We start from the raw sequence: 24,639 nt of genomic DNA, 5'->3' as shown, positions 1-24,639 counted from the left end.
CGCATGGCGTGTCCCTACGCGGTGCGCTGGTAGGTTCGGTTCCCGAACGAACCCACGGAACACACCACCGTCCGGTAACGCATGGAAATGATCGGCACTGCCGTTGATCTTCCATGGCCACCAACACACCGTCGAGGGTCGGCGGGGGCGGGGGTACGGGGGCTTTGCGAAACATGGATGTTTCGCAAGAGCCCCCAGGGATGGGTTCACGGCGCCCCCCGTACCCCCGCACCCGCCGGCCCAGCTCAGACCAACCGATGGCCACCGGCTGTTCGCAAAGATGCATGAAGCAGCCACGCACCGCGTGGCTCCACCGGACTGCTCAGTATCCGGCTGCCTGCCCATCCTTGCGACTTTCCGAAGCACCGTAATACACCCCGGTTTCCGGGTCGCGCATGATCGCCTGGTACCCACCGTACGGACCGTCAGCGAACGTCACGCGGTGCCCCTTGCGCATCAACGCGCGCACCGTTTCATACGGATAGCCGGTTTCCAGGTTCACCTCGCCACCGTCGCTCATCGCCGTGGCCTGCCCGGTCGGTTCGGTCGAGCCTTCATGCTGGATGCGCGGCGCATCACCGGCTTCCTGCAGGTTCATGCCGAAGTCCACCAGGTTCATCACGATCTGCGCGTGCCCCTGCGGCTGCATCGCACCGCCCATCACGCCAAAACTCATCCACGGCTTGCCGTCCTTGGTCACGAAGCCCGGAATGATGGTCTGGAACGGACGCTTGCCCGGCGCATAGCCATTGGGGTGGTCCTTGCGCAGCACGAACATCTCGCCGCGATCCTGCAGGATGAAACCCAGCCCCGGCGGCGCCATGCCGCTGCCCATCCCGCGGTAGTTGGACTGGATCAGCGACACCATCATCCCGTCCGCATCGGCCACCGTCATGTAGATCGTGTCGCCCTCTTCCAGCTGCTTCGGCGTGCCTGGCTGCACCTCGCGAAGCGCCTTGTCCATTGAAATCAGCTTGCGCCGCTCGGCCGCATATTCCTTCGACACCAGCTTGGCCACCGGCGCCGGCTGGAACGCCGGATCGGTGTAGAAGCGCGCACGGTCCGCGAAGGCCAGCTTTTTGGCTTCCACGAACAGGTGCACATGCTCCGGCGAGCCGAACGGAATCTTCGAGAAGTCGTACCCCTCCAGCACGTTCAGGATCTGCAGCGCCGCGATACCCTGGCTGTTCGGCGGCAGCTCCCACACGTCATACCCCCGGTAGTTGCTGCTCACCGGCTCCACCCACTCGCCGTGGTGGCTGGCCATGTCGTCGTAGCTCAGGTAACCGCCATTGGCCTTGAAGTAGGTGCCAATCGTGCGCGCGATGTCGCCCTTGTAGAACGCATCGCGGCCGCCCTGCGCGATCTGCTCCAGCGTGTTGGCCAGGTTCGGGTTCTTCCACACCTCACCCTTGCGCGGCGCGTGCCCATTGATCGTGAACTGCTCCTTGAAGCCCGGATACTGCGACAGCTTCGGCACCGACCGGTCCCAGTAGTAGGCGATCACCTCCGCCACTGGGTGGCCCTTGCGTGCGTAGCGGATCGCCGGCGCCAGGTTGTCGGCCATCGGCTTGCGGCCGAAGCGGTCATGCAGCGCGAACCAGCCATCCACCGCGCCCGGCACCGACACCGGCAGTGGGCCCGTGGCCGGGATGTCCTTCAGCCCCCGGCGCTGGAACTCGGCCAGGGTCAGCGACTTCGGCGAACGGCCCGAGCCGTTGTAGCCGTACAGCTTCTGCGTTTTCGGATCCCACACGATCGCGAACAGGTCCCCGCCCACCCCGTTTCCGGTGGGCTCCATCAGCCCCAGCGCGGCATTGGCGGCGATCGCCGCATCCACCGCCGAGCCACCGCCCTTCATCACATCCAGCGCGATCTGCGTGGCCAGCGGCTGCGAGGTGGCCGCCATCGCGTGCGGGGCGATCACTTCCGAGCGGGTGGCAAAGCCGTGCCCGGTGACCCGGTCGGCGGCAGAAGACAGCATCGGCAGGGCGCACAGCAGCGCGGCAGCCAGGGCGGCACGGACAAGGGGTCGGGTCACGGAGGAGTTTCCTGGAGGGGTGGAAAGCGTTCGATGGTGGCGGTTGAGGCGTGCTGCGCACATCCGACAATGGTCATGCACGGGGCCATCCACGACAGCCTGATCCGCGCAGAAACCGGGCTTCAAAACTTGAATTGACGTTCACCGGAACGCTTTCACGCGCAACCATCCTTATGCGGCGGGGCTTTGCGCTGGATACAGCCGAAACCGTTGGAAATTGTCCAAACACGGTTGACAGCGGCAAAACCGCTGTGGTTTTCTCGATCACATGTTGCAGCGCCACACGCCCATTCGCGAATCCATCGAGCACGCCGGTCCCGGCGCGGCCTCCATCCGTTCGCTTCTTGTCCTCGTACTTATTACCCAGCCAACAGGTGCGGGACGGACCGGCGTGTAAGTAGAACTGCCAGGTATCCATCAAAACCCGCACCCACCCTGGTGCGGGTTTTTTCGTTTCAGAACCCTCCGATTTCTTCCTCCAAAGGACCTCCCCCATGAGCACCAACGACCTGCCCCAGATCAAGATCGCTGTTGTCGGCTACGGCAGCCAGGGCCGCGCCCACGCATTGAACCTGCGTGAATCCGGTTTCGACGTGGTCATCGGCCTGCGTCCGGGCGGCCCGACCGAGGTCAAGGCACAGGCCGACGGTTTCACCGTCAAGGCACCGGCCGAGGCGGTCAAGGATGCGGACCTGGTCGCCGTGCTGACCCCGGACATGGTGCAGAAGAAACTCTACGAAGACGTGCTGGCCCCGAGCATGAAACAGGGCGCGGTGCTGCTGTTCGCCCACGGCCTGAACGTGCACTTCAACATGATCGCCCCGCGCGAAGACCTGGACGTGGTGCTGGTTGCGCCCAAGGGCCCGGGCGCGCTGGTCCGCCGCGAATACGAAATCGGCCGCGGCGTGCCGTGCATCTGGGCGGTCTACCAGGACCGCAGCGGCAAGGCCGCCGAGTACGCCCTGGCCTATGCCGCGGGCCTGGGCGGCGCACGCGCCAACCTGATCCAGACCACCTTCAAGGAAGAAACCGAAACCGACCTGTTCGGCGAACAGGCCGTGTTGTGTGGCGGCGCCTCGGCACTGGTCCAGGCCGGGTTCGAAACGCTGGTGGAAGCCGGCTACCAGCCGGAAATCGCCTATTACGAAGTGCTGCACGAACTGAAGCTGATCGTGGACCTGTTCTACGAAGGCGGCATCACCCGCATGCTGGAATTCATCTCCGAAACCGCGCAGTACGGCGATTACGTGAGCGGCCCGCGGGTGATCGACGCCGGCACCAAGGAGCGCATGAAGGCGGTGCTGGCCGACATCCAGGACGGCACCTTCACCAAGAACTGGGTGGCCGAATACGAAGCGGGCCTGCCGAACTACAACAAGTTCAAGCAGGCCGACCTGGAACACCCGATCGAGAAGGTAGGCAAGGAACTGCGCGCCAAGATGGTCTGGTTGCAAAGTCAAGCCGCGTAACCGCGCGGCTCCCCCACCGCTTTCGCAAAGGTCACCGCATGAACACCTCCGCACACAGCACCGCGCCCCGCAACGGCGCACGCTGGTTGACGCAGGCCCTGGAAGCCGAGGGCGTCGATACGCTGTTCGGCTATCCGGGCGGCACCATCATGCCCTTCTACGACGCCCTGGTGGATTCAGGGCTGAAGCACATCCTGGTGCGCCACGAACAGGGCGCGGCGCTGGCGGCAAACGGCTATGCCCGCGCCAGCGGCCGCGTTGGCGTCTGCGTGGCCACCTCCGGTCCGGGCGCTTCCAACCTGGTCACCGGCATCGCCGATGCGATGCTGGATTCGGTGCCGATGGTCTGCATCACCGGCCAGGTCGCCACCCCGCTGCTGGGTACCGACGCGTTCCAGGAACTGGACGTGTTCGGGCTGACCCTGCCGATCGTCAAACACAGCTGGCTGGTGCGTTCGGTCGACGACCTGCCGCGGATCGTCCGTGAGGCGTTCCGCATTGCGCGCGAAGGCCGCCCCGGCCCGGTGCTGATCGACCTGCCCAAGGATGTGCAGATCGCCGACGCCAGCCACCTGCCGGCGCACGTGCCGGAAACGGTCAACCCGCCGGTGGCCCCGGCCGACGCCGCGCTGGCCGATGCCATCGCCGCGATCCAGGCCGCCGAAAAGCCGGTGATCTACGCCGGCGGCGGTGTCGCGCTGGGCGATGCGGTGGAGGACTTCCGTGCCTTCGTCGATGCCACCGCCATTCCCACCGTGCTGACCCTGCGCGGTCTGGGTGGGCTGCCGGCGCAGCACCCGCATTACCTGGGCATGCTGGGCATGCACGGCACCCGCGCGGCCAACATGGCCGTGCAGGAGAGCGACCTGCTGGTGGTGGTCGGCGCCCGCTTCGACGACCGCGCGACCGGCAAGTTGAACGAGTTCGCCCCGTTCGCCCGCGTCATCCATATCGATGCCGACGCGTATGAGATTTCCAAGCTGCGTACCGCCGATGTGGCGGTGCCGGGCAACGTCGGCACCGCGCTGCGCGCACTGACTGCGGCCCTGCCGCGCGCCGCCGCATCGCAGGAGTCGTGGCGCAAGCGCTGCGCCGGGCACCGCGAGCGCTTCGCCGCACGCTACGACGCACCGGGCGCGCACATCTATGCACCGGCGCTGCTGAAGCGCCTGAGCGAAGTGGCGCCGGCCGACGCGATCATTGCCTGCGATGTCGGCCAGCACCAGATGTGGGTGGCGCAGCATTGTCGGTTCAACCACCCGCGCAACCACCTGACCAGCGGTGCGCTGGGGACCATGGGCTTCGGCCTGCCGGCGGCGATGGGCGCGCAGTTCGCCTGCCCCGACCGCACCGTGGTGCTGGTCTCCGGCGACGGCAGCTTCATGATGAACGTGCAGGAGCTGGCGACCATCGCCCGCTGCCGCCTGCCGGTGAAGATCGTGCTGCTGGACAACAGCTCGCTGGGCATGGTCCGCCAGTGGCAGGAGCTGTTCTTCGCCGAGCGCTACAGCGAGATCGACCTGTCCGACAACCCGGACTTCGCCGCGCTGGCCAAGGTGTTCGGCATTCCGGCCACCCGCATCGAGAACCGCGACGACGTCGAAGGCGGCCTGGCCGCGCTGCTGGCCGAACCCGGCCCGGCGCTGCTGCATGTGGCCATCGATGCGCGCGCCAACGTATGGCCGCTGGTGCCGCCCAACAACGCCAACAGCACGATGCTGGAAAGCAACCCCGCCCATCAGCCCCAGGAGTTCCCCCATGCAATACCGGCTTGACCTGGTGCTGGTTCCCGCCGAAGGCGCGCTGCTGCGCGTTATCGGCATGGCCGAACGCCGTGGCTTTGCGCCGCGCGCGATCGTGGGTGCGCCCAATGCGGCCGACGATGGTCGCTGGCACCTGCAGTTGGTGGTGGACAGCACCCGCCCGCCGGAGACGTTGTGCCGCCAGATCGAAAAGATCTATGACTGTGTTTCGGTGCGGATCAGCGCGCTGGAGCCGGGTACTGGGGTAACCGTATGAACGCCCGCGCCGTGGTTCCGGTGCCGGTACGGAGGGGTCTTCTTCAAGGCCCGTCGCCCACGCACGACCGCGTCCGTCATCCCGCGTGCGATCTGCGGAGCCGCCATGCCGCCTAGCCGTGCCCCGCAGGAATCGGAGGTAGGCGACGTAAGCGTCGCCGACGTGCTGGCCGCGCAGGCGCGGCTGCGCCGGTTCCTGCCGCCCACGCCGCTGCATTATGCGGAGCGGTTCGGCACCTGGCTGAAACTGGAAAACCTGCAGCGCACCGGCTCGTACAAGGTGCGCGGCGCATTGAACGCGCTGCTGGCCGGGCGCGAACGCGGTGATGACCGCCCGGTCATCTGCGCCTCGGCCGGCAACCATGCCCAGGGCGTGGCGTGGGCGGCCTACCGGCTGGATATCCCGGCCATCACGGTGATGCCGCACGGTGCCCCGGCGACCAAGATCGCCGGCGTTGCCCACTGGGGCGCCACCGTGCGCCAGCACGGCAGCAGTTACGACGAGGCGTACGCCTTCGCGCGCGCCCCTGGCCGACCAGCACGGCTACCGCTTCCTGTCCGCCTTCGACGATCCGGACGTGATCGCCGGCCAGGGCACGCTGGGCATCGAACTGGCCGCGCATGCGCCGGACGTGGTGATCGTGCCGATCGGCGGTGGCGGGCTGGCCTCCGGCGTCGCGCTGGCGCTGAAATCGCAGGGCGTGCGGATCGTCGGCGCGCAGGTCGAGGGCGTGGATTCGATGGCCCGCGCAATCCGCGGCGACACGCGCGAGATCGCACCGGTAGCCACCCTGGCCGACGGCGTGAAAGTGAAGATCCCCGGCACCCTGACCCGCCGCCTGTGCAGTGCGCTGCTGGACGACGTGGTGATCGTGCGCGAAGCCGAGCTGCGCGAAACCCTGGTCCGGCTGGCGCTGGAAGAACACATCATCGCCGAAGGCGCCGGCGCGCTGGCGCTGGCCGCCGGCCGCCGCGTGGCCGGCAAGCGCAAGTGCGCGGTGGTCTCCGGCGGCAACATCGACGCCATGGTGCTGGCCCAGCTGCTGTCCGACATCCGCCCGCGCCCGCCGCGCAAACCGCGGCGCCGCGCCAGCGAGCGGACACGGCCACCGCTACCGACCGTGCTCGCGCCACCCCCGAATTCCATCGTCCTTCCTTCCCCTACCTTGCCATCCGACCTTGCCGTCGAGGAGACCTCCTGGTGAATACGCCCAACTCCCCCCGAATTCGAATTTTCGACACCACCCTGCGTGACGGCGAGCAATCGCCCGGCTGCAGCATGAGCCCGCAGCAGAAGCTGGTGATGGCACGCGCGCTCGACGAGCTGGGTGTGGACGTCATCGAAACCGGCTTCCCGGCCAGCTCGCAGTCCGACCGCGACGCGATGGCGATGATCGGCCGCGAAGTGCGCCGGCCGACCCTGGCGGTGCTGTCGCGCTGCCTGGCCGCCGACATCGAAACCTCGGCCAGGGCCCTGGACGCAGCCGCCAATGCGCGCCTGCATGTGTTCCTGTCCACCAGCCCGCTGCACCGCGAGCACAAGCTGCGCATGAGCCGCGAGCAGGTACTGGAATCGGTGCACAAGCACGTGAGCCTGGCGCGCAGCTACATCGACGATGTGGAATTCTCGGCCGAGGATGCCACCCGAACCGAAGAAGACTTCCTGATCGAAGTGGCCCGCGTGGCCGTCGCTGCCGGCGCCACCACCATCAACCTGCCCGACACCGTGGGCTTCACCACCCCGGAAGAGATCCGCGGCATGTTCCAGCGGGTCATCGCCGGGGTGCCCGACAGCGACCGCATCATCTTCAGCACGCACTGCCACAACGACCTGGGCCTGGCCGTGGCCAATTCGCTGGCGGCCATCGAAGGCGGCGCCCGCCAGGTGGAGTGCACCATCAACGGCATCGGCGAGCGCGCCGGCAACTGCTCGCTGGAAGAGCTGGCCATGGTGCTGAAGGTACGCAACGCCTTCTACGAGGAAGACACCCGCATCAACACCCCGCGCATCGTGTCCACCTCGCAGCTGCTGCAGCGCCTGGTCGGCATGCCGGTCCAGCGCAACAAGGCGATCGTGGGCGCCAATGCCTTCGCGCACGAATCGGGCATCCACCAGCACGGCATGCTGCGCCACCGCGGCACCTACGAAATCATGCGCCCGGAAGACGTGGGCTGGGAGAATTCGCAGATGGTGCTGGGCCGCCACAGTGGCCGCGCGGCGGTTGAAGCGCGCCTGCGTGCACTGGGCTTCTGGCTGGAGGAAGAAGAGCTGAAGCTGGTGTTCGAGCAGTTCAAGACCCTGTGCGAGCAGCAGCGCGTGGTCACCGACGCCGACCTGCAGGTACTCATGCAGGGCAGCTCCACCCAGAACGGCTACCGGCTGGCCTCGATGACGATCAGCGACGTGGGCAGCCGCGCCAACGCGCTGGTCGAACTGTCCGACCCGGACGGCAACCGCGTGGCCGAAACCGCGCAGGGCGATGGCCCGGTGGACGCGCTGTTCGGCGCGCTGTCGGCCGCCACCGGCGTGCAGCTGATGCTGGACAGTTACCACGTGCACAGCGTGGGCATCGGCGCCGACGCGCGCGGCGAAGCCAACCTGAGCGTGCGCCACGACGGCGTGGAGTACGAAGGCACCGGCACCAGCCGCGACATCATCGAAGCCTCGGCGCTGGCCTGGCTGGACGTGGCCAACCGCCTGCTGCGCCAGCGCCAGGCCACCGCCGAACACCCCGCGGCCACTGCCGCCGCCTGAGGAACCCACGCATGAGTGCCTTCGACAGCCCTTACACCGCCGATGCTTCCCAGCACTGGAACGCGCACGACTACGCCATCGACGCCGGCTTCGTGCCGCTGCTCGGCGGTGCGGTGGCGCGCCTGCTCGACCCGCAGCGCGGCGAGCGGATCCTTGACCTGGGCTGCGGCGATGGCGTGCTGAGCTTCGATCTGGCACTGAGCGGCGCGCACGTGACCGGCGTGGACAGTTCGCCGGAGCTGATCGGTGGCGCGCGTGCGCGTGGGATCGATGCACGGCTGATGGACGCGCATGCGATGACCTTCGAGCGCTGCTTCGATGCGGTGTTCAGCAACGCGGCGCTGCACTGGATGCGGGAACCGGACAAGGTGATCGACGGCGTGCGCCGTGCGCTGCGGCCCGGTGGCCGCTTCGTCGCCGAGATGGGCGGCCAGGGCAACGTGGCCACCATCACCAGCGCACTGCAGGCCGCGTTGTGCAGCAACGGCCATGCGGTGCCGGCGTTCCCGTGGTACTTCCCCAGCGCGGACGCGTACGCCGAGCGCCTGCGCGCGCACGGTTTCCAGGTGCGCCATATCGAATGCCTGGCGCGCCCGACCGTGCTGCCCACCGGCATGCAGGGCTGGCTGCGCACCTTCGCCTCGCCGTTCCTGGTGGGGTTGGATGCCGCCCAGCGCCAGCGCGTGCTGGATGACACCGTGGCGCTGCTGGCACCGACCCAGCGCGACGCGCACGGCCAATGGACCGCCGATTACGTGCGGCTGCGCTTCGAGGCGCGGCTGCGCACTTCCTGACCGACCCGAACCGCCCTATCGTCACATGAACCACAGCAAGGCCATTCCATGACCCCAGCTCCCCGCACCCTGTACGACAAACTGTGGGACGCCCACGTGGTCGTGCCCGAATCGGACAGCGCGCCCGCCGTGCTGTACATCGACCTGCACCTGATCCACGAAGTGACCTCGCCGCAGGCCTTCACCGAACTGCGCGAGCGCGGCCTGTCGCCGCGCCGCCCGGACCGGACCAAGGCCACCATGGATCACTCCACCCCGACCCTGCCGGCCGGTGCCGACGGCAAGCTGCCGTACGCCAGTGCCGCTTCGGAAGCCCAGGTGGCGATGCTGGCGCGCAACTGCGCCGAGCACGGCATCGAGCTGTTCGACCTGCAGTCGGCCAACCGCGGCATCGTGCACGTGATCGCACCCGAGCAGGGTTTCACCCAGCCGGGCATGACCATCGTGTGCGGTGACAGCCATACCTCCACCCACGGCGCGTTCGGTGCGCTGGCGTTCGGCATCGGCACCAGCGAAGTGGGCCACGTGCTGGCGACCCAGTGCCTGCTGCAGCGCAAGGCCAGGACCATGGCGATCACCGTCGATGGCGCACTGGCGCCGGGCGTGGGCGCCAAGGACGTGGTGCTGCACATCATCGGCGTGATCGGGGTCAACGGCGGCACCGGCCATGTGCTGGAGTTCCGGGGCAGCGCGATCACCGCGATGGACATGGAGCAGCGCATGACCCTGTGCAACATGTCGATCGAAGCCGGCGCGCGCGCCGGCATGGTCGCGCCGGACCAGGTCACCTTCGACTGGGTAGCCAATACGCCGCGCGGCCCCAAGGGCGCGGAGTTCGACATCGCCGTGGCGCAGTGGAAGCAGCTGCGCAGCGATGCCGGCGCGCGCTTCGACGTGGAAGTCCACATCGACGCGGCCGACATTCGCCCGACCCTGACCTGGGGAACGCATCCGGGTACGGCGATCGCCGTGGACGCTCCGATCCCGGCCGCCAACGACGCGGCCGACCAGAAGGGCCTGGATTACATGCACTTCCACGCCGGGCAGACCCTGGCCGGTACGCCGGTGGACGTGGTGTTCGTCGGCTCGTGCACCAACGGCCGGCTGAGCGACATGCGCGAAGTGGCGCAGGTGCTGCAGGGCCGGCGCGTTGCCAATGGCGTGCGCATGCTGGTGGTGCCGGGTTCGGAGATCGTCAAGCGCCAGGCCGAAGCCGAAGGCATCGATGCCATCGTGCGCGCCGCCGGTGCTGAATGGCGCGAGCCGGGTTGTTCGATGTGTATTGCCATGAACGGCGACCTGGTCGCTCCGGGGCAGCTGGCAGTGAGCACCAGCAACCGCAACTTCGAAGGCCGCCAGGGCCCGGGCTCGCGCACGCTGCTGGCCTCGCCGATGACGGCCGCCTGGGCAGCGGTGAACGGCCACGTGGCCGACCCGCGCGAACTGTACGCCAGCCAGGAGGTGGCCTGATGAGCGGCTTCCGCACCCTGACCTCGACCAGCGTGGTGCTGCGCGAGACCAACATCGACACCGACCAGATCATTCCGGCGCGGTTCCTGTCCACCACCGAACGTGCCGGGCTGGGCAAGCACGCGTTCAACGACTGGCGCTGGCAGGCCGACGGCAGCCCGAACCCGGGTTTCGCCTTCAACCAGCCGCACAATGCCGGGCGCAGCATCCTGCTGGCCGGGCGCAACTTCGGCTGTGGCTCCTCGCGCGAGCACGCGCCGTGGGCATTGGCCGACCTGGGCCTGCACGCGATCGTCAGCAGCGAAATCGCCGATATCTTCCGCGGCAATGCGCTGAAGAACGGCCTGCTGCCGATCGTGCTCGACGAGGCCGACGTGCAGACGCTGATGCAGCGCCCGGACGACGCGTTGACCGTGGACATCGCCGCGCGCGAGCTGCGCACGCCCGATGGCCGGGTGTATTCCTTCCCGCTGGACGGCTTCTCGCAGACCTGTCTGCTGGAAGGCGTGGACCAGCTGGGGTATCTGTTGGGTCGTACCCCTGACATTGAACGTTACGAGAGTGAACATGCACGCTGAGATTGTCGTATTGCCCGGTGATGGCATCGGTCCGGAAGTCGCCGCGGCCGCGGTTGCGGTGCTGGGCGCGGTGGCCGAACGCTTTGCCCACACCTTCCATTTCAGCGAACACGATATCGGCGGCATCGCCATCGACCGCCACGGCGAGCCACTGCCGGCGGCCACGCTGGAGGCCTGCCGCCAGGCCGACGCGATCCTGCTGGGCGCGGTGGGCGGCCCGAAGTGGTCCGACCCGAACGCGAAAGTGCGCCCGGAACAGGGCCTGCTGGCCATCCGCAAGGCGCTGGGGCTGTATGCCAACCTGCGCCCGGTGCGCACCCACCCGGCCGCGCTGGGCGCCTCCCCGATCAAAGCGGAGCTGCTGGAGGGCGTGGACTTCGTGGTGGTGCGCGAGCTCACCGGCGGCATCTACTTCGGCGAGAAGACGCGCACGGCCGACACCGCCAGTGACCTGTGCAGCTACAGCGTGGGCGAGATCGAGCGGGTGATCCGCAGTGCGTTCCGGTTGGCACGGCAGCGCCGTGGCAAGGTCACCTCGGTGGACAAGGCCAACGTGCTGGAAACTTCGCGCCTGTGGCGTGACGTGGCGGCGCGGATCGGCCGAGCGGAATTCCCGGAGATCGCGCTGGAGCACCAGCTGGTGGATTCGATGGCCATGCACCTGCTGGCCAAGCCGCGCGAGTACGACGTGATCGTGACCGAGAACATGTTCGGCGACATCCTCACCGATGAGGCTTCGATGCTGGCGGGTTCGCTGGGGCTGCTGCCGTCGGCGTCGCTGGGCGAGCCGGGGGCGGTGGGCATCTACGAGCCGATCCACGGTTCGGCACCGGACATCGCCGGAAAGGGCATCGCCAACCCCTACGCCACGATCTTCAGCGCCGCGATGCTGCTGCGCCATTCGCTGGGATTGGAAGCCGAAGCAGCCGCCGTGGAAGCGGCCGTACATGCCGCGCTGGACGATGGGGTATTCACCGCCGACCTGGCCGCGAAGGGCCAGGCCGTGAGCACCACGCAGGCCACCGACGCGGTGTTGGCGCGTCTGGGATAAGCGGCGGCCCAGAGGTAGAGCGGACTGTTAGTCCGCTGCTTTCGGCGCAGACCTACACACCGCGCGAACGGCAGCGGACTGACAGTCCGCTCTACCCCTTGTGCATCCCCTTCGGGATACACAAGGCTGCCATGCCCCGGGGGCATGGCAGCGCCGGAGGACGCCCTACCGGGCCTCGTCCGGCTTCACCCGGAACCACGCCGCATACAGCGCCGGCAGGAACACCAGCGTCAGCACGGTGCCGACAATCAACCCGCCCATTATCGAGATCGCCATCGAGCCGTAGAACGCACTGCGCGACAGCGGGATCATCGCCAACACCGCGGCAAGCGCGGTCAGCACGATCGGGCGGAAGCGGCGCACGGTGGCGTCGATGATCGCGTGCCAGCGGTCATGCCCGGCATCGATGTCCTGCTGGATCTGGTCGATCAGGATCACCGAGTTGCGCATGATCATGCCCGCCAGCGCGATCGTGCCGAGCAGGGCGACGAAGCCGAACGGGGCGCGGAACAGCAGCAGGAACAACGTCGCCCCGATGATGCCCAGCGGTGCGGTCACCAGCACCATCGCGGCGCGCGAGAAACTGCGCAGCTGCAGCATCAGCAACGTCGCCACCACGATCAGGAACAGCGGCATGCCGGCCTTGATCGAATCCTGTCCGCGCGCCGAATCTTCCACCGTGCCGCCGGTCTCCAGCAGGTACCCCGACGGCAGCTCGGCACGGATGCCATCCAGCGTCGGCAGGATCTGCTGCACCACGTCCAGCGGCTGCGTGGCGTCGCCGACGTCGGCGCGCACGGTCACCGTCGGCAACCGGTTGCGGTGCCAGATGATGCCGTCTTCGAACGCATACTCCAGCCGCGCCACCTGCGACAGCGTCACCGAGGTGCCACTGGCGGTCGGAATGGCCAGGCTGCCCAGCATGTCCAGCCGAACCCGCTCGTTCTCCGGCCCGCGCAGCAGCATCTCGATCAGGCGGTTGCCTTCGCGGTACGTGCTCACGCTCATGCCCGACAGCGAGGTGCCCAGCAACTGGCTCACCTGCGCGCTGCTCACGCCCAGCGCGCGCGCACGATCCTGGTCGATCACCAGCCGCACCACCTTGCTCGGCTCGCTCCAGTCCAGGTTGACGTTGATCACGTGCGGGTTCTCGCGCACCTTGGCCTGCACCTGCCGCGCGATCGCCTGCACCTGGTCGATGTGCTCGCCGGAGATGCGCATCTGCACCGGGTAGCCGACCGGCGGTCCGTTCTCCAGGCGGGTCACGCGCATCTGCACGTCGGTGAACTGCGGGATGACCTCCTTGATCAGCCAGTCGCGGGTGGCCTCGCGCGCGTCGGCGTTCTCGGTCAGCACCACGAACTGCGAGAAGTTGGTGGCGGGCAACTGCTGGTCCAGCGGCAGGTAGAAACGCGGCGAACCGGTCCCCACATAGGCCACGTAGTTGCTGATGCCCTCACGGCCGTGCAGCAGCTTTTCCAGCTTTGCCGCCTGCGCCTTGGTCGCCTCCAGCGAGGCGCCTTCCGCCAGCTCGATGTCCACCATCAGTTCCGGCCGGGTCGAGTCCGGGAAGAACTGCTGCGGCACGAAGCGGAAGATCAGCAGCGAGAACACGAACAGCGCCGCGGTGGCCCCGATCACCCACCAGCGATGGCGCAGGCAGGTATCCAGGAAGCGCCGGAAGCGCGTGTAGAACGGACGCTGGTACGGGTCGTGGTCGTGTGCGTGCTGCTTGGGCACGATCCAGCGTGCCAACGCGGGGTAGCGGTCGCCCCATGCCGCGCGGCGGGCCTGCCAGCGCGCGGCGACGCTGCCCGGCTTGGGCGGCTGCGGATTGAACAGGTCCGGCAGCATCTTGTCGCCCAGGTACGGAATGAACAGCACCGCGGCGATCCACGACACCACCAGCGCGATGGTCACCACCTGGAACAGCGAACGGGTGTATTCACCGGTGCTGGACGCAGCAGTCGCAATCGGCAGGAAGCCGGCGGCGGTGATCAGCGTACCGGTCAACATCGGGAACGCAGTGCTTTCCCAGGCAAAGCTGGCCGCGCGCAGGCGGTCGTAGCCCTGCTCCATCTTGGTGGCCATCATCTCCACCGCGATGATCGCATCGTCCACCAGCAGGCCCAGCGCCAGCACCAGCGCGCCCAGCGAGATCTTGTGCAGGCCGATGTCGAAGTAGTGCATGACGAAGAACGTCATCGCCAGCACCAGCGGAATGGTCACGCCCACCACCAGGCCGGTGCGCAGGCCCAGCGAGAAGAAGCTGACCAGGAGCACGATGACCACCGCTTCGGTGAGCACCTGCACGAACTCGCCCACCGATTCTTCCACTGCATGCGGCTGGTCGGAGACCTTGCGCAGCTGCATGCCGGCGGGCAGCGTCTTCTGCAGGCGCTCGAACTCGGCATCCAGGGTGGTGCCCAGCTTGAGGATGTCGCCGCCATCCTTCATCGCCACCGCGATGCCGATGGCGTCTTCGCCCATGAAGCGCATCTTCGGCGAGGCCGGGTCGGCAAAGCCGCGCTTGACCTCGGCGATGTCGCCCAGGTGCACGGTGCGGTCGCCTGCCTGGATCGGGAAGCGGCGGATATCGTCCACGCTCTGGAACTGCCCGGTGACGCGCAGCTGCACGCGGTCGGTAGGGGTTTCAAAGAAGCTGGTGGCGGCAATCGCATTCTGGTCGGCCAGCGCCTGCTGCACCTGCTGCAGCGACACGCCAAGCGTGGCCAGCTTGGTATTGGACAGTTCGATCCAGACCTTCTCGTCCTGCAGGCCCTCCAGCTCGATCTTGCCCACGTCCGGCACCCGCTGCAGTTCCAGCTGGATGCGGTCGGCATAGTCGCGCATCACCGCGTAGTCGAAGCCCTGCCCGGTCAGTGCGTAGATGTTGCCGAAGGTATCGCCGAACTCATCGTTGAAGAACGGGCCGACGATTTCGCGCGGCAGGGTCGGCCTGATGTCGCCCACGCGCTTGCGCACCTGGTACCACAGTTCCGGGATCGCCTTGGAACGCAGGCTGTCCTTGGCCGCGAAGATCACCTGCGATTCGCCCGGTCGCGAGTACGAGCGGATGAATTCGTACTGCCCGGTATTGAGCAGCGCCTTTTCGATCGGCTCGGTCACCTGCCGCGAGACCTGCTCGGCGGTGGCGCCCGGCCACATCGTGCGCACCACCATCACCTTGAAGGTGAACGGCGGATCCTCGGACTGGCCCAGGTGTTTGTACGACCAGGCGCCGATGATGGCGAAGGCGAGCATGGCAAACAGCACCAGCGCGCGGTTGCCCAGCGCCCATTCGGAAAGATTGAACCGGCGCACGGGCTCAGTGCCCCTTGGCCGTGGCAGCGGGCACGGCGGCCGGCTTCAGCACCGGGCGGTTCTGCCGGTCCACCGGGGTGACCGCCTGGCCTTCGCGCAGCAGGTGCCCGCCGGCGGCCACCACCCAATCCTGCGCGGCAACGCCGGACAGCACCGGCACCGCGTCGGGCCCATAGGCACCCACGGTCACCGGCGTGGCCTTGATCGCGCCATTGGACGGGTTCACCACCCACACGCTGGCCTTGCCATCGGCGCCGCGCAGCACCGCGCCCAGCGGCAGCTGCAATGTGCCGGTGCGGCCGGCGGCGGCGAACACGCGCGCGCTCTGGCCCAGTTCCACTTCTGCGGCCGCCTCCGGCGCCAGGCTGACCCGGGTGGCGTAGGTACGCGCCTGTGCATCGGCAGCCGGGGCGATCTCGCGGATCGTGCCCGGCAGCATCTGGCCCGGCTTGTTCCACAGTTCCACCTGCACGTCCTGGCCAACCTGGTAATCGCGGATGTTGCTTTCCGGCAGGGCGATCAGTACCTCGCGGCCGCCATCCGCGGCCAGGGTGAACACCGTCTGCCCGGCGCCGACCACCTGCCCGGCTTCGGCCTGGCGGCTGGCGATCACGCCATCGGCCGGCGCACGCAGCTGCGCGTAGCCGGTCTGGTTGCGTGCCACCGCCAGGTTGGCGCGGGCGGCATTGGCCTGCCCCTGCGCGGCCTTGAACGCGGCGGTCTGTGCATCCAGGGTGGACTGGCTGACCAGCTGCTGCTCGGCCAGCGTGGCGTAGCGCTTCTGGTCATCGCGGGCGCGCACCAGGTCGGCTTCGGCCGCGGCCAGCTGCGCCTGCGAGGCGCTTGCCTGCGAGGCGAAATCGGCGGCATCCAGTTCGGCCAGCAGGTCGCCCTTGCGCACGCGCTGGCCGGCATCGACGTGCCGCTTGACCAGGTTGCCCCCAACCCGGAACGACAGCGGGCTTTCCTGCAGCGCATGCACCTCGCCCGGGTAGGCCGCCACTTCCTGGCCGCTCACCGTGCCCGGCTGCACCACCAGCACCGGGATCGGTGCGGCCGGCTCGGCATCCTGTTTGCCACACGCCGCCAGCATCAACGCCAGCAGGCTACCGCCCATCCATCGCAAGTTGTTCATGAGGTCCTGGACCTTGAATTACCGGGGGAAACCGTCTGGAAGCGACACTCTATTCCATGACGGCTAATAGTGAACCAGTCGGTATAGTATAAATATCGAACCGATTGGTCTAGTATTGTTTGCATGACCGATCCGACCACTTCCGCCGTGCCGTCCAAGCCTGCCGCCAAGGCAGCCGGGCCCGGCCGCCCCAAGGATCTGGGCAAGCGCGCGGCCATCCTTGATGCGGCCAAGGCATTGTTCGTGGACCAAGGGTATGGCGGCGTCAGCATGGACAGCATCGCGGCCCAGGCCGGCGTGTCCAAGCTGACCGTTTACAGCCATTTCGGCGACAAAGAGACGCTTTTCACCGAAGCTGTGAAGTCAACCTGCGTCGAGATGCTGCCGGACGCGCTGTTCGTCACCGACGCCGATGGCGCGCTGCGCGAGCAGCTGCTGGGCATCGGCCGGGCCTTCTTCACCATGATCACCTCGCCGGCGGCCGTGGCCGTGCAGCGGGTGATGATGGCCCCCGATACCGACGACCGTATCCGCGAGATGTTCTGGGTGGCCGGCCCGCAGCGCACCAGCGATGCCCTGGCCGAATTCCTGCGGGCCCGCACCGAGCGTGGCGAACTGGAGATCACCGACTTCCAGACCGCCGCCCTGCAGTTCTTCACCCTCATCAAAGGTGAGCTGCATACGCATATGATGTGCGGGCTGCGAACGGCCCCGGCCGAGTGCGACGCCGACGCCCATGTCGAGGCCAGCGTGACCTTCTTCCTGAGGGCTTACGCCACCCGCCCCGGGCGGTGATGACAACATGAATGGACCGGAGGTCGCGGTGACTTCCGGCACTGCGACCCCGGCGCGACGGCAGCGATGCTCTCAGCGCGCCGCCGGCTCCCGGCACCGGTAAAATGGCCGGCCCACTGCGCTGGATTAAGAACCTCATGACGATCGATTACGCCCACGCCCGCGAACTGATGGTTGAACAGCAGATCCGTCCCTGGGACGTGCTGGACATCCGTGTGCTCGACGTACTGGCACGTTTGCCGCGCGAGGCGTTCGTCGCCGATGCGAACCGTACCCTCGCCTATACCGATGTCGAGCTGCCGCTTGGTAACGGCCAGAAGATGATGAAGCCGGTCATCGAAGGCCGCACCCTGCAGGCGCTGAACCTGCAGCCGGGCGACGAAGTGCTGGAAATCGGCACCGGCAGCGGCTACCTCAGCGCCTGCATGGGCGCCTTGGCGCGCGAAGTGCTGAGCCTGGAAATCGACCCGGAACTGGCCGTGGCCGCGCGTGCGCGCCTGGATGCAACCGGCCTGGGCACCAATGTCCGCATTGAAACCGCCGACGCGTTGACCTGGGATACCGAGCGCCGCTTCGATGCCATCTGCGTCACCGGCGCGGTGGAGACCATCCCCGCCCGCTTCACCCAGTGGCTGCGTACCGGTGGCCGCCTGTTCGTGATCCGTGGCCATTCGCCGGCAATGGAAGCGGTGCTGGTCAAGACCGATGGCAGCATCAGCGATTCGCTGTTTGAAACCGATATCGATTACCTGCGCGGTGCCGCGCCGGCACCCCAGTTCCACCTCTGAGTCCAAGGAAGCCGCAATGATCCGCCGATCCCTCGCTATTGCGCTGGCCGCCGCCCTGCTGCCCATGACCGCCTCTGCCGCCGACCTGCTGCAGGTCTACGAAATGGCGCGCAACGGCGATCCGCAGCTGTCTGCGGCTGAATCGACCCGTCTGTTCGACAAGGAAGGCGCCGTGCAGGCCCGTGCCGCGCTGCTGCCGCAGATCAATGGCGAAGCCTCGCTCACCCGCAACCGCACCAACCCGAACCACGATGTAAGTTCGACCTCGTACACCACCAAGAACCGCAATTACGGTATCAGTGGTTCGCAGACGCTGGTCAACTTCAGCCAGTTCGCCAACCTGCGTGCGCAGCGCGAGCTCAGCAAGGCAGCCGACTTCAACCTGGATTCGGCCAACGACGACCTGATCGTGCGCACCTCGGCGGCGTACTTCAACGTGCTGGTGGGCATTGAATCGCTGTCGGCGGCGCAGACCAACGAAGCGGCCGCCAAGAAGCAGTTCGACTTCGCCGACAAGCGGCTGGAAGTGGGCCTGGCCCCGATCACCGACGTGCATGAAGCCCGCGCCCAGTACGACCAGGCCCGTGCCAACACGATCATCGCGCAGAACACCCTGGCCGACGCCTACCAGGCGCTGACCGAACTGACCGGCCAGCCGGTTACCGACCTGCGTGCACTGCCGGCCGACTTCCGCCCGGAACTGCCGGCCAAGTACGCCACCGTTGACCAGCTGGTCAACGAGGCCGTCGCCCAGAACCCGGCGCTGAAGGCGCAGGAACTGCAGGTGAGCGCGGCGGAAGCCAGCGTGTCGGCGGCGCGTGCGGGCCACCTCCCCACCCTCTCGCTCGGCGCCAGCGTCGGTCGCCAGGCCAGCTGGGGCGACGTGGTCGGCAGCGGGTCGAACTTCAGCCCGGATGCGCGCAGCAACAGCGTCGGCCTGACCCTGAGCGTGCCGATCTTCTCCGGCGGCGCCACCCAGTCCGGCGTGCGCCAGGCGCTGGCCCAGCGTGACATTGCCCAGGATGGCTACGAGCAGCAGAAGCGCGCCCTGGACCGCAACACCCGCAACGCCTACCAGACCCTGGTGGCCGGCATCAGCGAAGTGGAAGCGCGCCGCCTGGCGGTGGTCTCGGCACAGAGCGCCTACGACGCGTCGCAGGTCGGCCTGGAAGTGGGTACCCGCACCGTGCTGGACGTGATCCAGAACCAGCGCATCCTGTTCTCGGCCCAGCTCGAGTACGCCAATGCCCGCTACACCTTCCTGCAGAACCGCCTGCAGCTGGGCCAGGCCGTCGGCACGCTGGACATCGCCGACCTGCAGGACATCAACCGTCTGCTGACCCAGCAGGCCGCGACCCCCAGCACCACGGTCAACGGCCAGTAACCCAGGCGTAACCGGAAACGAAAAAGCCACCTGCAAGGGTGGCTTTTTTTCATGGGTCCACCGGCGGCGGAAGCTGCGGAGCAATCAGCTCCACCGTGCGCTTGAGCGCCCCACGTCCGTTGCTGACCAGCGCACAGCCAGCGCTGGCCATGTCCTCGCGCGCCTCGGGATCGCGCAGCAGCGTCAGCAGTGCATCGCCCACGCCGGCCACGTCGTCGGCAATCAACACTGCGCCCGCTTCGCGCATGCGCCGGGAGATCTCGGCGAAGTTGTGCAGGTGCGGGCCGGTCACCGTGGCGGTGCCCATGGCCGCCGGCTCCAGCAGGTTGTGCCCGCCGATCGGCTGCAGGCTGCCACCGACGAACGCCACCTGCGCGCAGCCATAGAACGCCATCAGTTCGCCCAGCGTATCGATCACGAACACGTCGCTGTCGGCCTGTGGCCAGTGCTGCTGGCGGCGCGTGCTGACTTTCCAGCCCTGCTCGCGCGCCAGCGCTTCCACGCGGGGAAAACGCTCGGGATGGCGCGGTGCCCACAACAGCAGCAGGTTCGGGATTTCCCTGCGCAGGCGGCGGTGCAGGTCGATGGTGGCCTGCTCCTCGCCTTCGTGCGTGCTGGCCGCGATCCATACCGGGCGCGTGCCGGGCACGGCGGCATGGAAGTCGGCGCTGAACTCGCGCACGTTCGGCGTGGCGATGTCGAACTTCAGGTTGCCCAGCGGCTTGACCTGTTCTGGCAGCGCGCCCAGTTCGATGAAGCGCTCGGCGTCGTCGGCCGACTGCGCGGCCACGCAGGTGACAGTGCGCAGCGTGCGCCCGATCAGCGGGCGCAGCAGGCGGTAACCGCGCAGCGAGCGCGCCGACAGCCGGGCATTGAGGATGTACACCGGAATGCCCCGGTCGCGGCAGCCGAACAGCAGGTTCGGCCACAGCTCGGTTTCCAGGATCAGCGCCAGGCTGGGTTTGAAGTGGCCCAGGAAACGGCCCACGCTGCCCGGCACGTCGTAGGGCAGGTACACGTGGTCCACCGCGTCGCCCCACAGCGAGCGCACCCGTTCCGACCCGGTCGGGGTGATGGTGGTGATCACCCAGCGGATGTCCGGGCGCAGCTGGCGCAGCGCATTGACCAGCGGCGCCGCCGCGTTCACCTCGCCCACCGAGACCGCATGCAGCCAGACCCGCGGCTGCGCGGTGGAATCGGGATAGGAAGCGTAGCGCTCGTCCCAGCGCTGGAAGTACTCGCGCACCCGGAATCCGCGCCAGACCAGGTGGTACACGGTGATGGGCAGCAACAGGTACAGCACGACCGAATACAGGCCGCGCAGGATCCATTCGACGGGACTTTTACGCATGCGCAGAGGATACGGGAGCGGCACCGGGAAAAACATGCGGGAGCGGGCCGATCCCCCGCTGACGCACCTGCGGGGACGCATGACTTAGAATCGGGGCATGTCAGATAACGCTTCCACCGCTACCCGGCCGTCCCTGCGCAATCCCCGCCACTGGCCGACCTTCGCCTTCATCCTGGCTGCCTTCGTGGTCGCCCGGCTGCCTTGGGGCCTGCAGCGCGCACTCGGCCGGGGCGTGGGCACGGTGGCCTACCATGTGGCCAGCAGCCGCCGGCGCGCGGCCGAGGTGAATCTCAAGCTGTGCTTCCCCGAAAAGGACGACGCCTGGCGCCAGCGCCTGCTGCGTGACAGCTTCGACGCGTTGGGCGTGGGCATTTTCGAATTCGCCCGGGCCTGGTGGGGCAGCATCGACAGCATCCGCCCGAAGGTGCAGGTGGAAGGCCTGGAGCACCTGCACCGCATGCAGGCCGAAGGCCGTGGCGTGCTGCTGGTATCGGGCCATTTCATGACCCTGGAGATGTGCGGGCGGTTGCTGTGCGACCACGTCGACCTGTCGGGCATGTACCGTAAGCACCGCAACCCGGTGTACGAGTGGGCGGTGAAGTTCGGCCGGCTGCGCTATGCCAAGGCGATGTATGCCAACGAGGACATCCGCGCCACCGTGCGTCACCTGAAGAAGGGCGGCTTCCTCTGGTACGCGCCGGACCAGGACATGCGCGGCAAGGACACCGTGTTCGTGCCGTTCTTCGGGCACACCGCCTCGACCATCACCGCCACCCACCAGCTGGCGCGGATGACCGGTTGCGCGGTGATTCCGTACTTCCACCGCCGCGAAGGCGGGAAATACTTCCTGAAGATCGGCGCGCCGCTGGAGAACTTCCCCAGCGAAGATGTGGAAGCCGATACCGCACGGGTCAACCAGGCCATCGAAGCGATGGTGCGCGAGGCCCCTGACCAGTACCTGTGGATCCACCGCCGCTTCAAGCGCCAGCCGGGCGGCCGCAGCGATTTCTACAAATAACGCGTACGGATCACGGGTCGTCGCTGGCCAGCAGGCTGCCTGCGTAGAGGGCGGCGAGCAGTAGCGTGAGGCCGCCCCAGAAGGTGGAATAGAACGCCAGGTGGGTGTTGAACGGGAACACGGTGACGGCCAGGGCGAGCATCGCCGGGCGGGCGCGCTCGCGTGCCGGCAGCGGTGCGAAGCGCCACGCGCGCCACGCCTGCGCCGCAGCCGCCAACCACAGCAGCAACCCGAGCACTCCGGTTTCGGCCAGGATCTCCAGCAGGATCTGGTGCGCATGCAACGCCGGGCCGGCGCCCCACACTTCCTGTTCTTCAGGGCGCGGATTGCAGTCGGGGTAGGCATCGCGGAAACCCCGTGCGCCTACGCCGTTGATCGGATGCTGCTCGATCATGCAGCCCGCCGCGGCCCAGATCTGCGCGCGCCCGGACAACGCCTGGTTCACGCCATCGCTCTCGCCTTCCCACGCCATCGCGGTACGCTCCAACCGATCGCGCACCTGGTGCGAGCCGGCGGCCAGTGCCACCGCCGCCACCAGCCCCACCGCCAGGCACGCGAGCAGGCCGCGCGCGCCGAGCAGGCGCCCAGCCGGAAAACACCAGCACCAGCGCATAGGTCAGCCACGCCGCGCGCGAACCGGCCAGCACCAGCACCACGCCCACGGCAGCCGCCACCAGCATCCAGCCCCAACGGCCGAAGCGCGCGGCGGCAGCAAACAGCAGGAACGGTGACAGGCTCGCCAGCACCTGGCCGAATTTGAGATTGCACGGCCCCAGCACGCCGCTCAGGCGATCGGCTGCAGCCATCTCCGCCGGTGGACACAAGCCATGCCCACTGATCGCCCACTTCAACTGGTCCATCGACCAGAACAGCGGGCTGGTCCCGAGTACGGCCTGCGCCAGTCCGTCCAGCGTCCAGACCCCGGTAATCAGCGCAATGCCTTTGAGGGTCAGTGCGCGTCGCTCCGGCGTGGCCACCGCGATCGCCACCAGCCACATGAAGGGCAGATAGCGCAGGCCGGCAGCGGTCTTGCGCCACGCCGCGCCCGGATCGATCGCATCGAAGGCGGAGAACGCCTGCGGCAGCCAGTAGCCCAGGAACAGGATGCTGGTCAGCGCCCAGGCCGGGCTGCTGAGCATGCGTTGCTTGCCCTGCAGACGCAGCTGGACCATGCGCGCGGCGGCATAGATCGCGCCGAGGCCCAGTACGGTTTCGGCAACCCCGGGCAGCGGCAGCAGTGCCACGAATGCAATGACCCACCACGGCGCCCAGCGGCCCGCGCGGAAGCCCGGCGAACCGGGCGCCTTGACCGGCTCAGCCAGCGAGGGAGGTATAGAGCTGGAGCGTGTCACGTTGCATCGCCTGCAGGGTGAACGGAATACGCGAGGGCAGCGACGGCGGCTGCGCCAGCAACTGCAGCGCGCGCGCCTGCAATGCCCCGGCGTCGCCCAAGGGTACCGCGCCGGATGGCTGCAGGTGTTGCAGCAGCTCGCCCACCCCGCCCTGGTTCCAGCCCAGTACAGGTCGGCCCACCGACAACGCTTCGGCCACGGTGCGGCCAAAGGCCTCGGGCTTGTCGGACAGCTGCAGCACCAGATCGCTGGCGGCGTAGGCCTCGGCGATGCGCGAGGTCGGCGCGGTCATCAGCACCGCATCGGCGATGCCCAGGCTGCGCGCCTGCGCCTCCAGCTCGGCCACGTAACGCTCACGCCCCGGCTCGCGGGTGCCCGGCATCCACAGCAGCGCCCGCACCCCGGCCGCATGCAGCCCGGCCAGCAGCCCCAGCGCATGGTGATGCCCCTTGAGGCGGGTGCCACGGCCCGGCAACAACAGCAGCGGCGCATCGCCAGCCAGCGTTGGATGCTGCGCGGCCACCGCCAGGCGCGGGCGCCGGTCCTGGCGGCCCACGCGCGGGAATTGCGCGGTATCCACGCCACGCGGAATCACCTGCAGCCGCTCCGGGGGTACGCTCGGGTAATGCTGGAGCACGAATTCGCGCACGCAGTTGGACACGCAGATGACCCGTTCGCCGCTGGTCATCACCGCGCTGTAGCGGCTGGGCGAATTCAAGCCATGCACGGTGGTCACCCAGTGCGGGCGGGTGGCCGCCGGCAGGTTGCGCACGGCGTAGTAGCCCAGCCAGGCCGGCAGCCGCGAGCGCGCGTGCACGATGTCCGCGCCGGTTTCGGCCAGCAGGTTGCGCAGCGTGCGCACGTGGCGCAGCGTCCACAGCGATTTGCGGCCGATATCCAGGGTGAGGTGTTCGGCGCCGCTGGCCAGCAGCGGCTCGACCAGCCGGCCACCGGCGGAGACCACGATGGCGCGGTGCCCGGCCGCGACCAGCGCGGCGGCAATTTCCAGCGTCGAGCGCTCAACCCCGCCGGAGTGCAGCGCCGGCAGCAGCTGCACCACGGTCAGTCGGCGCACGTTCGGTTCCGCCTGCTCAGTCGGCCAGCACGAAGACCGAACCGCAGTACGGGCACGCGGCTTCGCAGTTCGGCTCGTCTTCGATCGGCAGGTACACGCGCGGGTGCGAGTTCCACAGCGCCATCTCCGGCGTCGGGCAGCTCAGCGGCAGGTCGCTGCGGTGCACGGTGTAACGCTTTTCGGCATTGGCGGGCGCGGTGGCGGTATGGCTCATGGCGGGGCACGGAAAGGAATTGCGAGG

18 protein-coding genes and 2 pseudogenes are annotated in these 24,639 nt (G+C 68.0%); 13 read left to right on the top strand and 7 right to left on the bottom strand.

Annotated features, from left to right (window positions below; genetic code table 11):
* Positions 1–322: 322 nt before the first annotated feature.
* Positions 323–2,041: a gamma-glutamyltransferase gene (ggt, locus tag QE395_RS03545; protein ID WP_249833065.1), complete on the bottom strand. Its 1,719-nt coding sequence runs from the start codon at positions 2,039–2,041 to the stop codon at positions 323–325.
* A 494-nt stretch (positions 2,042–2,535) separates the two neighbouring features.
* Between ggt and ilvC the strand changes: the two genes are divergently transcribed.
* The 9 genes and pseudogenes from ilvC to leuB all read left to right on the top strand — a co-directional run bounded on the left by ilvC (position 2,536) and on the right by leuB (position 12,176).
* Positions 2,536–3,510: a ketol-acid reductoisomerase gene (gene ilvC / locus QE395_RS03540; protein ID WP_210131007.1), complete on the top strand. Its 975-nt coding sequence runs from the start codon at positions 2,536–2,538 to the stop codon at positions 3,508–3,510.
* 38 nt (positions 3,511–3,548) lie between these two features.
* Positions 3,549–5,285, top strand: a complete 1,737-nt coding sequence (gene ilvG, locus QE395_RS03535; RefSeq protein ID WP_068853935.1) for an acetolactate synthase 2 catalytic subunit — start codon at positions 3,549–3,551, stop codon at positions 5,283–5,285.
* Complete coding sequence (locus tag QE395_RS03530; protein WP_068853936.1) at positions 5,269–5,529, top strand: ACT domain-containing protein; 261 nt, start codon at positions 5,269–5,271, stop codon at positions 5,527–5,529. Before ilvG ends, QE395_RS03530 begins: the two co-directional genes overlap by 17 nt.
* A gap of 105 nt (positions 5,530–5,634) precedes the next feature.
* A pseudogene (locus QE395_RS03525) lies at positions 5,635–6,733 on the top strand (threonine dehydratase).
* Positions 6,730–8,283, top strand: a complete 1,554-nt coding sequence (locus QE395_RS03520; RefSeq protein ID WP_306987585.1) for a 2-isopropylmalate synthase — start codon at positions 6,730–6,732, stop codon at positions 8,281–8,283. Before QE395_RS03525 ends, QE395_RS03520 begins: the two are co-directional and overlap by 4 nt.
* Positions 8,284–8,294: 11 nt before the next feature.
* Positions 8,295–9,077 carry a class I SAM-dependent methyltransferase gene (locus tag QE395_RS03515; RefSeq protein WP_306987584.1) on the top strand — a complete coding sequence of 261 codons (783 nt, stop codon included), beginning with the start codon at positions 8,295–8,297 and terminating at the stop codon, positions 9,075–9,077.
* 48 nt (positions 9,078–9,125) lie between these two features.
* Complete coding sequence (gene leuC / locus QE395_RS03510; protein ID WP_249833069.1) at positions 9,126–10,547, top strand: 3-isopropylmalate dehydratase large subunit; 1,422 nt, start codon at positions 9,126–9,128, stop codon at positions 10,545–10,547.
* Entirely contained in the window at positions 10,547–11,125 is a 579-nt protein-coding gene (gene leuD, locus QE395_RS03505) for a 3-isopropylmalate dehydratase small subunit (RefSeq protein ID WP_306987583.1), read from the top strand. The genes leuC and leuD overlap by 1 nt, the downstream gene beginning before the upstream one ends.
* Positions 11,115–12,176, top strand: a complete 1,062-nt coding sequence (gene leuB, locus QE395_RS03500) for a 3-isopropylmalate dehydrogenase (protein WP_306987582.1) — start codon at positions 11,115–11,117, stop codon at positions 12,174–12,176. The genes leuD and leuB overlap by 11 nt, the downstream gene beginning before the upstream one ends.
* Before the next feature lie 165 nt (positions 12,177–12,341).
* Here the strand turns inward: leuB and QE395_RS03495 are convergent, their stop codons facing one another.
* A complete protein-coding gene (locus QE395_RS03495) occupies positions 12,342–15,500 on the bottom strand; it encodes an efflux RND transporter permease subunit (protein WP_306987581.1) in 3,159 nt (1,052 codons plus the stop codon).
* Between the two features lie 4 nt (positions 15,501–15,504).
* Positions 15,505–16,635 (bottom strand): efflux RND transporter periplasmic adaptor subunit, encoded by a 1,131-nt coding sequence (locus tag QE395_RS03490; RefSeq protein ID WP_095362895.1) that lies wholly within the window; start codon positions 16,633–16,635, stop codon positions 15,505–15,507.
* A 123-nt stretch (positions 16,636–16,758) separates the two neighbouring features.
* On the opposite strand from QE395_RS03490, the gene QE395_RS03485 reads away from it, so the two are divergent.
* The 3 genes from QE395_RS03485 (at position 16,759) to QE395_RS03475 (ending at position 19,602) form a co-directional block, all read left to right on the top strand.
* Positions 16,759–17,430 carry a TetR/AcrR family transcriptional regulator gene (locus QE395_RS03485; protein ID WP_068853945.1) on the top strand — a complete coding sequence of 224 codons (672 nt, stop codon included), beginning with the start codon at positions 16,759–16,761 and terminating at the stop codon, positions 17,428–17,430.
* A 137-nt stretch (positions 17,431–17,567) separates the two neighbouring features.
* On the top strand, positions 17,568–18,218 hold the full coding sequence (locus QE395_RS03480) for a protein-L-isoaspartate O-methyltransferase (protein WP_093533828.1): 651 nt from the start codon (positions 17,568–17,570) through the stop codon (positions 18,216–18,218).
* A 16-nt stretch (positions 18,219–18,234) separates the two neighbouring features.
* Complete coding sequence (locus tag QE395_RS03475) at positions 18,235–19,602, top strand: TolC family outer membrane protein (RefSeq protein WP_068853947.1); 1,368 nt, start codon at positions 18,235–18,237, stop codon at positions 19,600–19,602.
* A 49-nt stretch (positions 19,603–19,651) separates the two neighbouring features.
* On the opposite strand, the gene waaA is transcribed toward QE395_RS03475, so the two are convergent.
* Positions 19,652–20,953, bottom strand: coding sequence for a lipid IV(A) 3-deoxy-D-manno-octulosonic acid transferase (gene waaA / locus QE395_RS03470; protein WP_210131014.1), 1,302 nt, complete (start codon positions 20,951–20,953; stop codon positions 19,652–19,654).
* Positions 20,954–21,050: 97 nt separating this feature from the next.
* Here waaA and QE395_RS03465 point away from each other — a divergent pair, with 97 nt between their 5' ends.
* Complete coding sequence (locus tag QE395_RS03465; protein WP_306987580.1) at positions 21,051–21,971, top strand: LpxL/LpxP family Kdo(2)-lipid IV(A) lauroyl/palmitoleoyl acyltransferase; 921 nt, start codon at positions 21,051–21,053, stop codon at positions 21,969–21,971.
* A gap of 10 nt (positions 21,972–21,981) precedes the next feature.
* Here the strand turns inward: QE395_RS03465 and QE395_RS03460 are convergent.
* The 3 genes and pseudogenes from QE395_RS03460 to QE395_RS03450 form a co-directional block, all read right to left on the bottom strand.
* Positions 21,982–23,293: pseudogene (locus QE395_RS03460) on the bottom strand (O-antigen ligase family protein).
* Positions 23,286–24,398, bottom strand: coding sequence for a glycosyltransferase (locus tag QE395_RS03455; protein WP_095362897.1), 1,113 nt, complete (start codon positions 24,396–24,398; stop codon positions 23,286–23,288). The pseudogene QE395_RS03460 and the gene QE395_RS03455 overlap by 8 nt, the downstream one beginning before the upstream one ends.
* 16 nt (positions 24,399–24,414) lie before the next feature.
* Positions 24,415–24,612, bottom strand: coding sequence for a zinc-finger domain-containing protein (locus tag QE395_RS03450; RefSeq protein ID WP_068853951.1), 198 nt, complete (start codon positions 24,610–24,612; stop codon positions 24,415–24,417).
* Positions 24,613–24,639 lie beyond the last annotated feature (27 nt).

This window comes from Stenotrophomonas sp. SORGH_AS_0282 (assembly GCF_030818125.1).
Classification (GTDB): domain Bacteria; phylum Pseudomonadota; class Gammaproteobacteria; order Xanthomonadales; family Xanthomonadaceae; genus Stenotrophomonas; species Stenotrophomonas rhizophila_A.
This window is presented reverse-complemented; position numbering and strand designations above follow the sequence as displayed.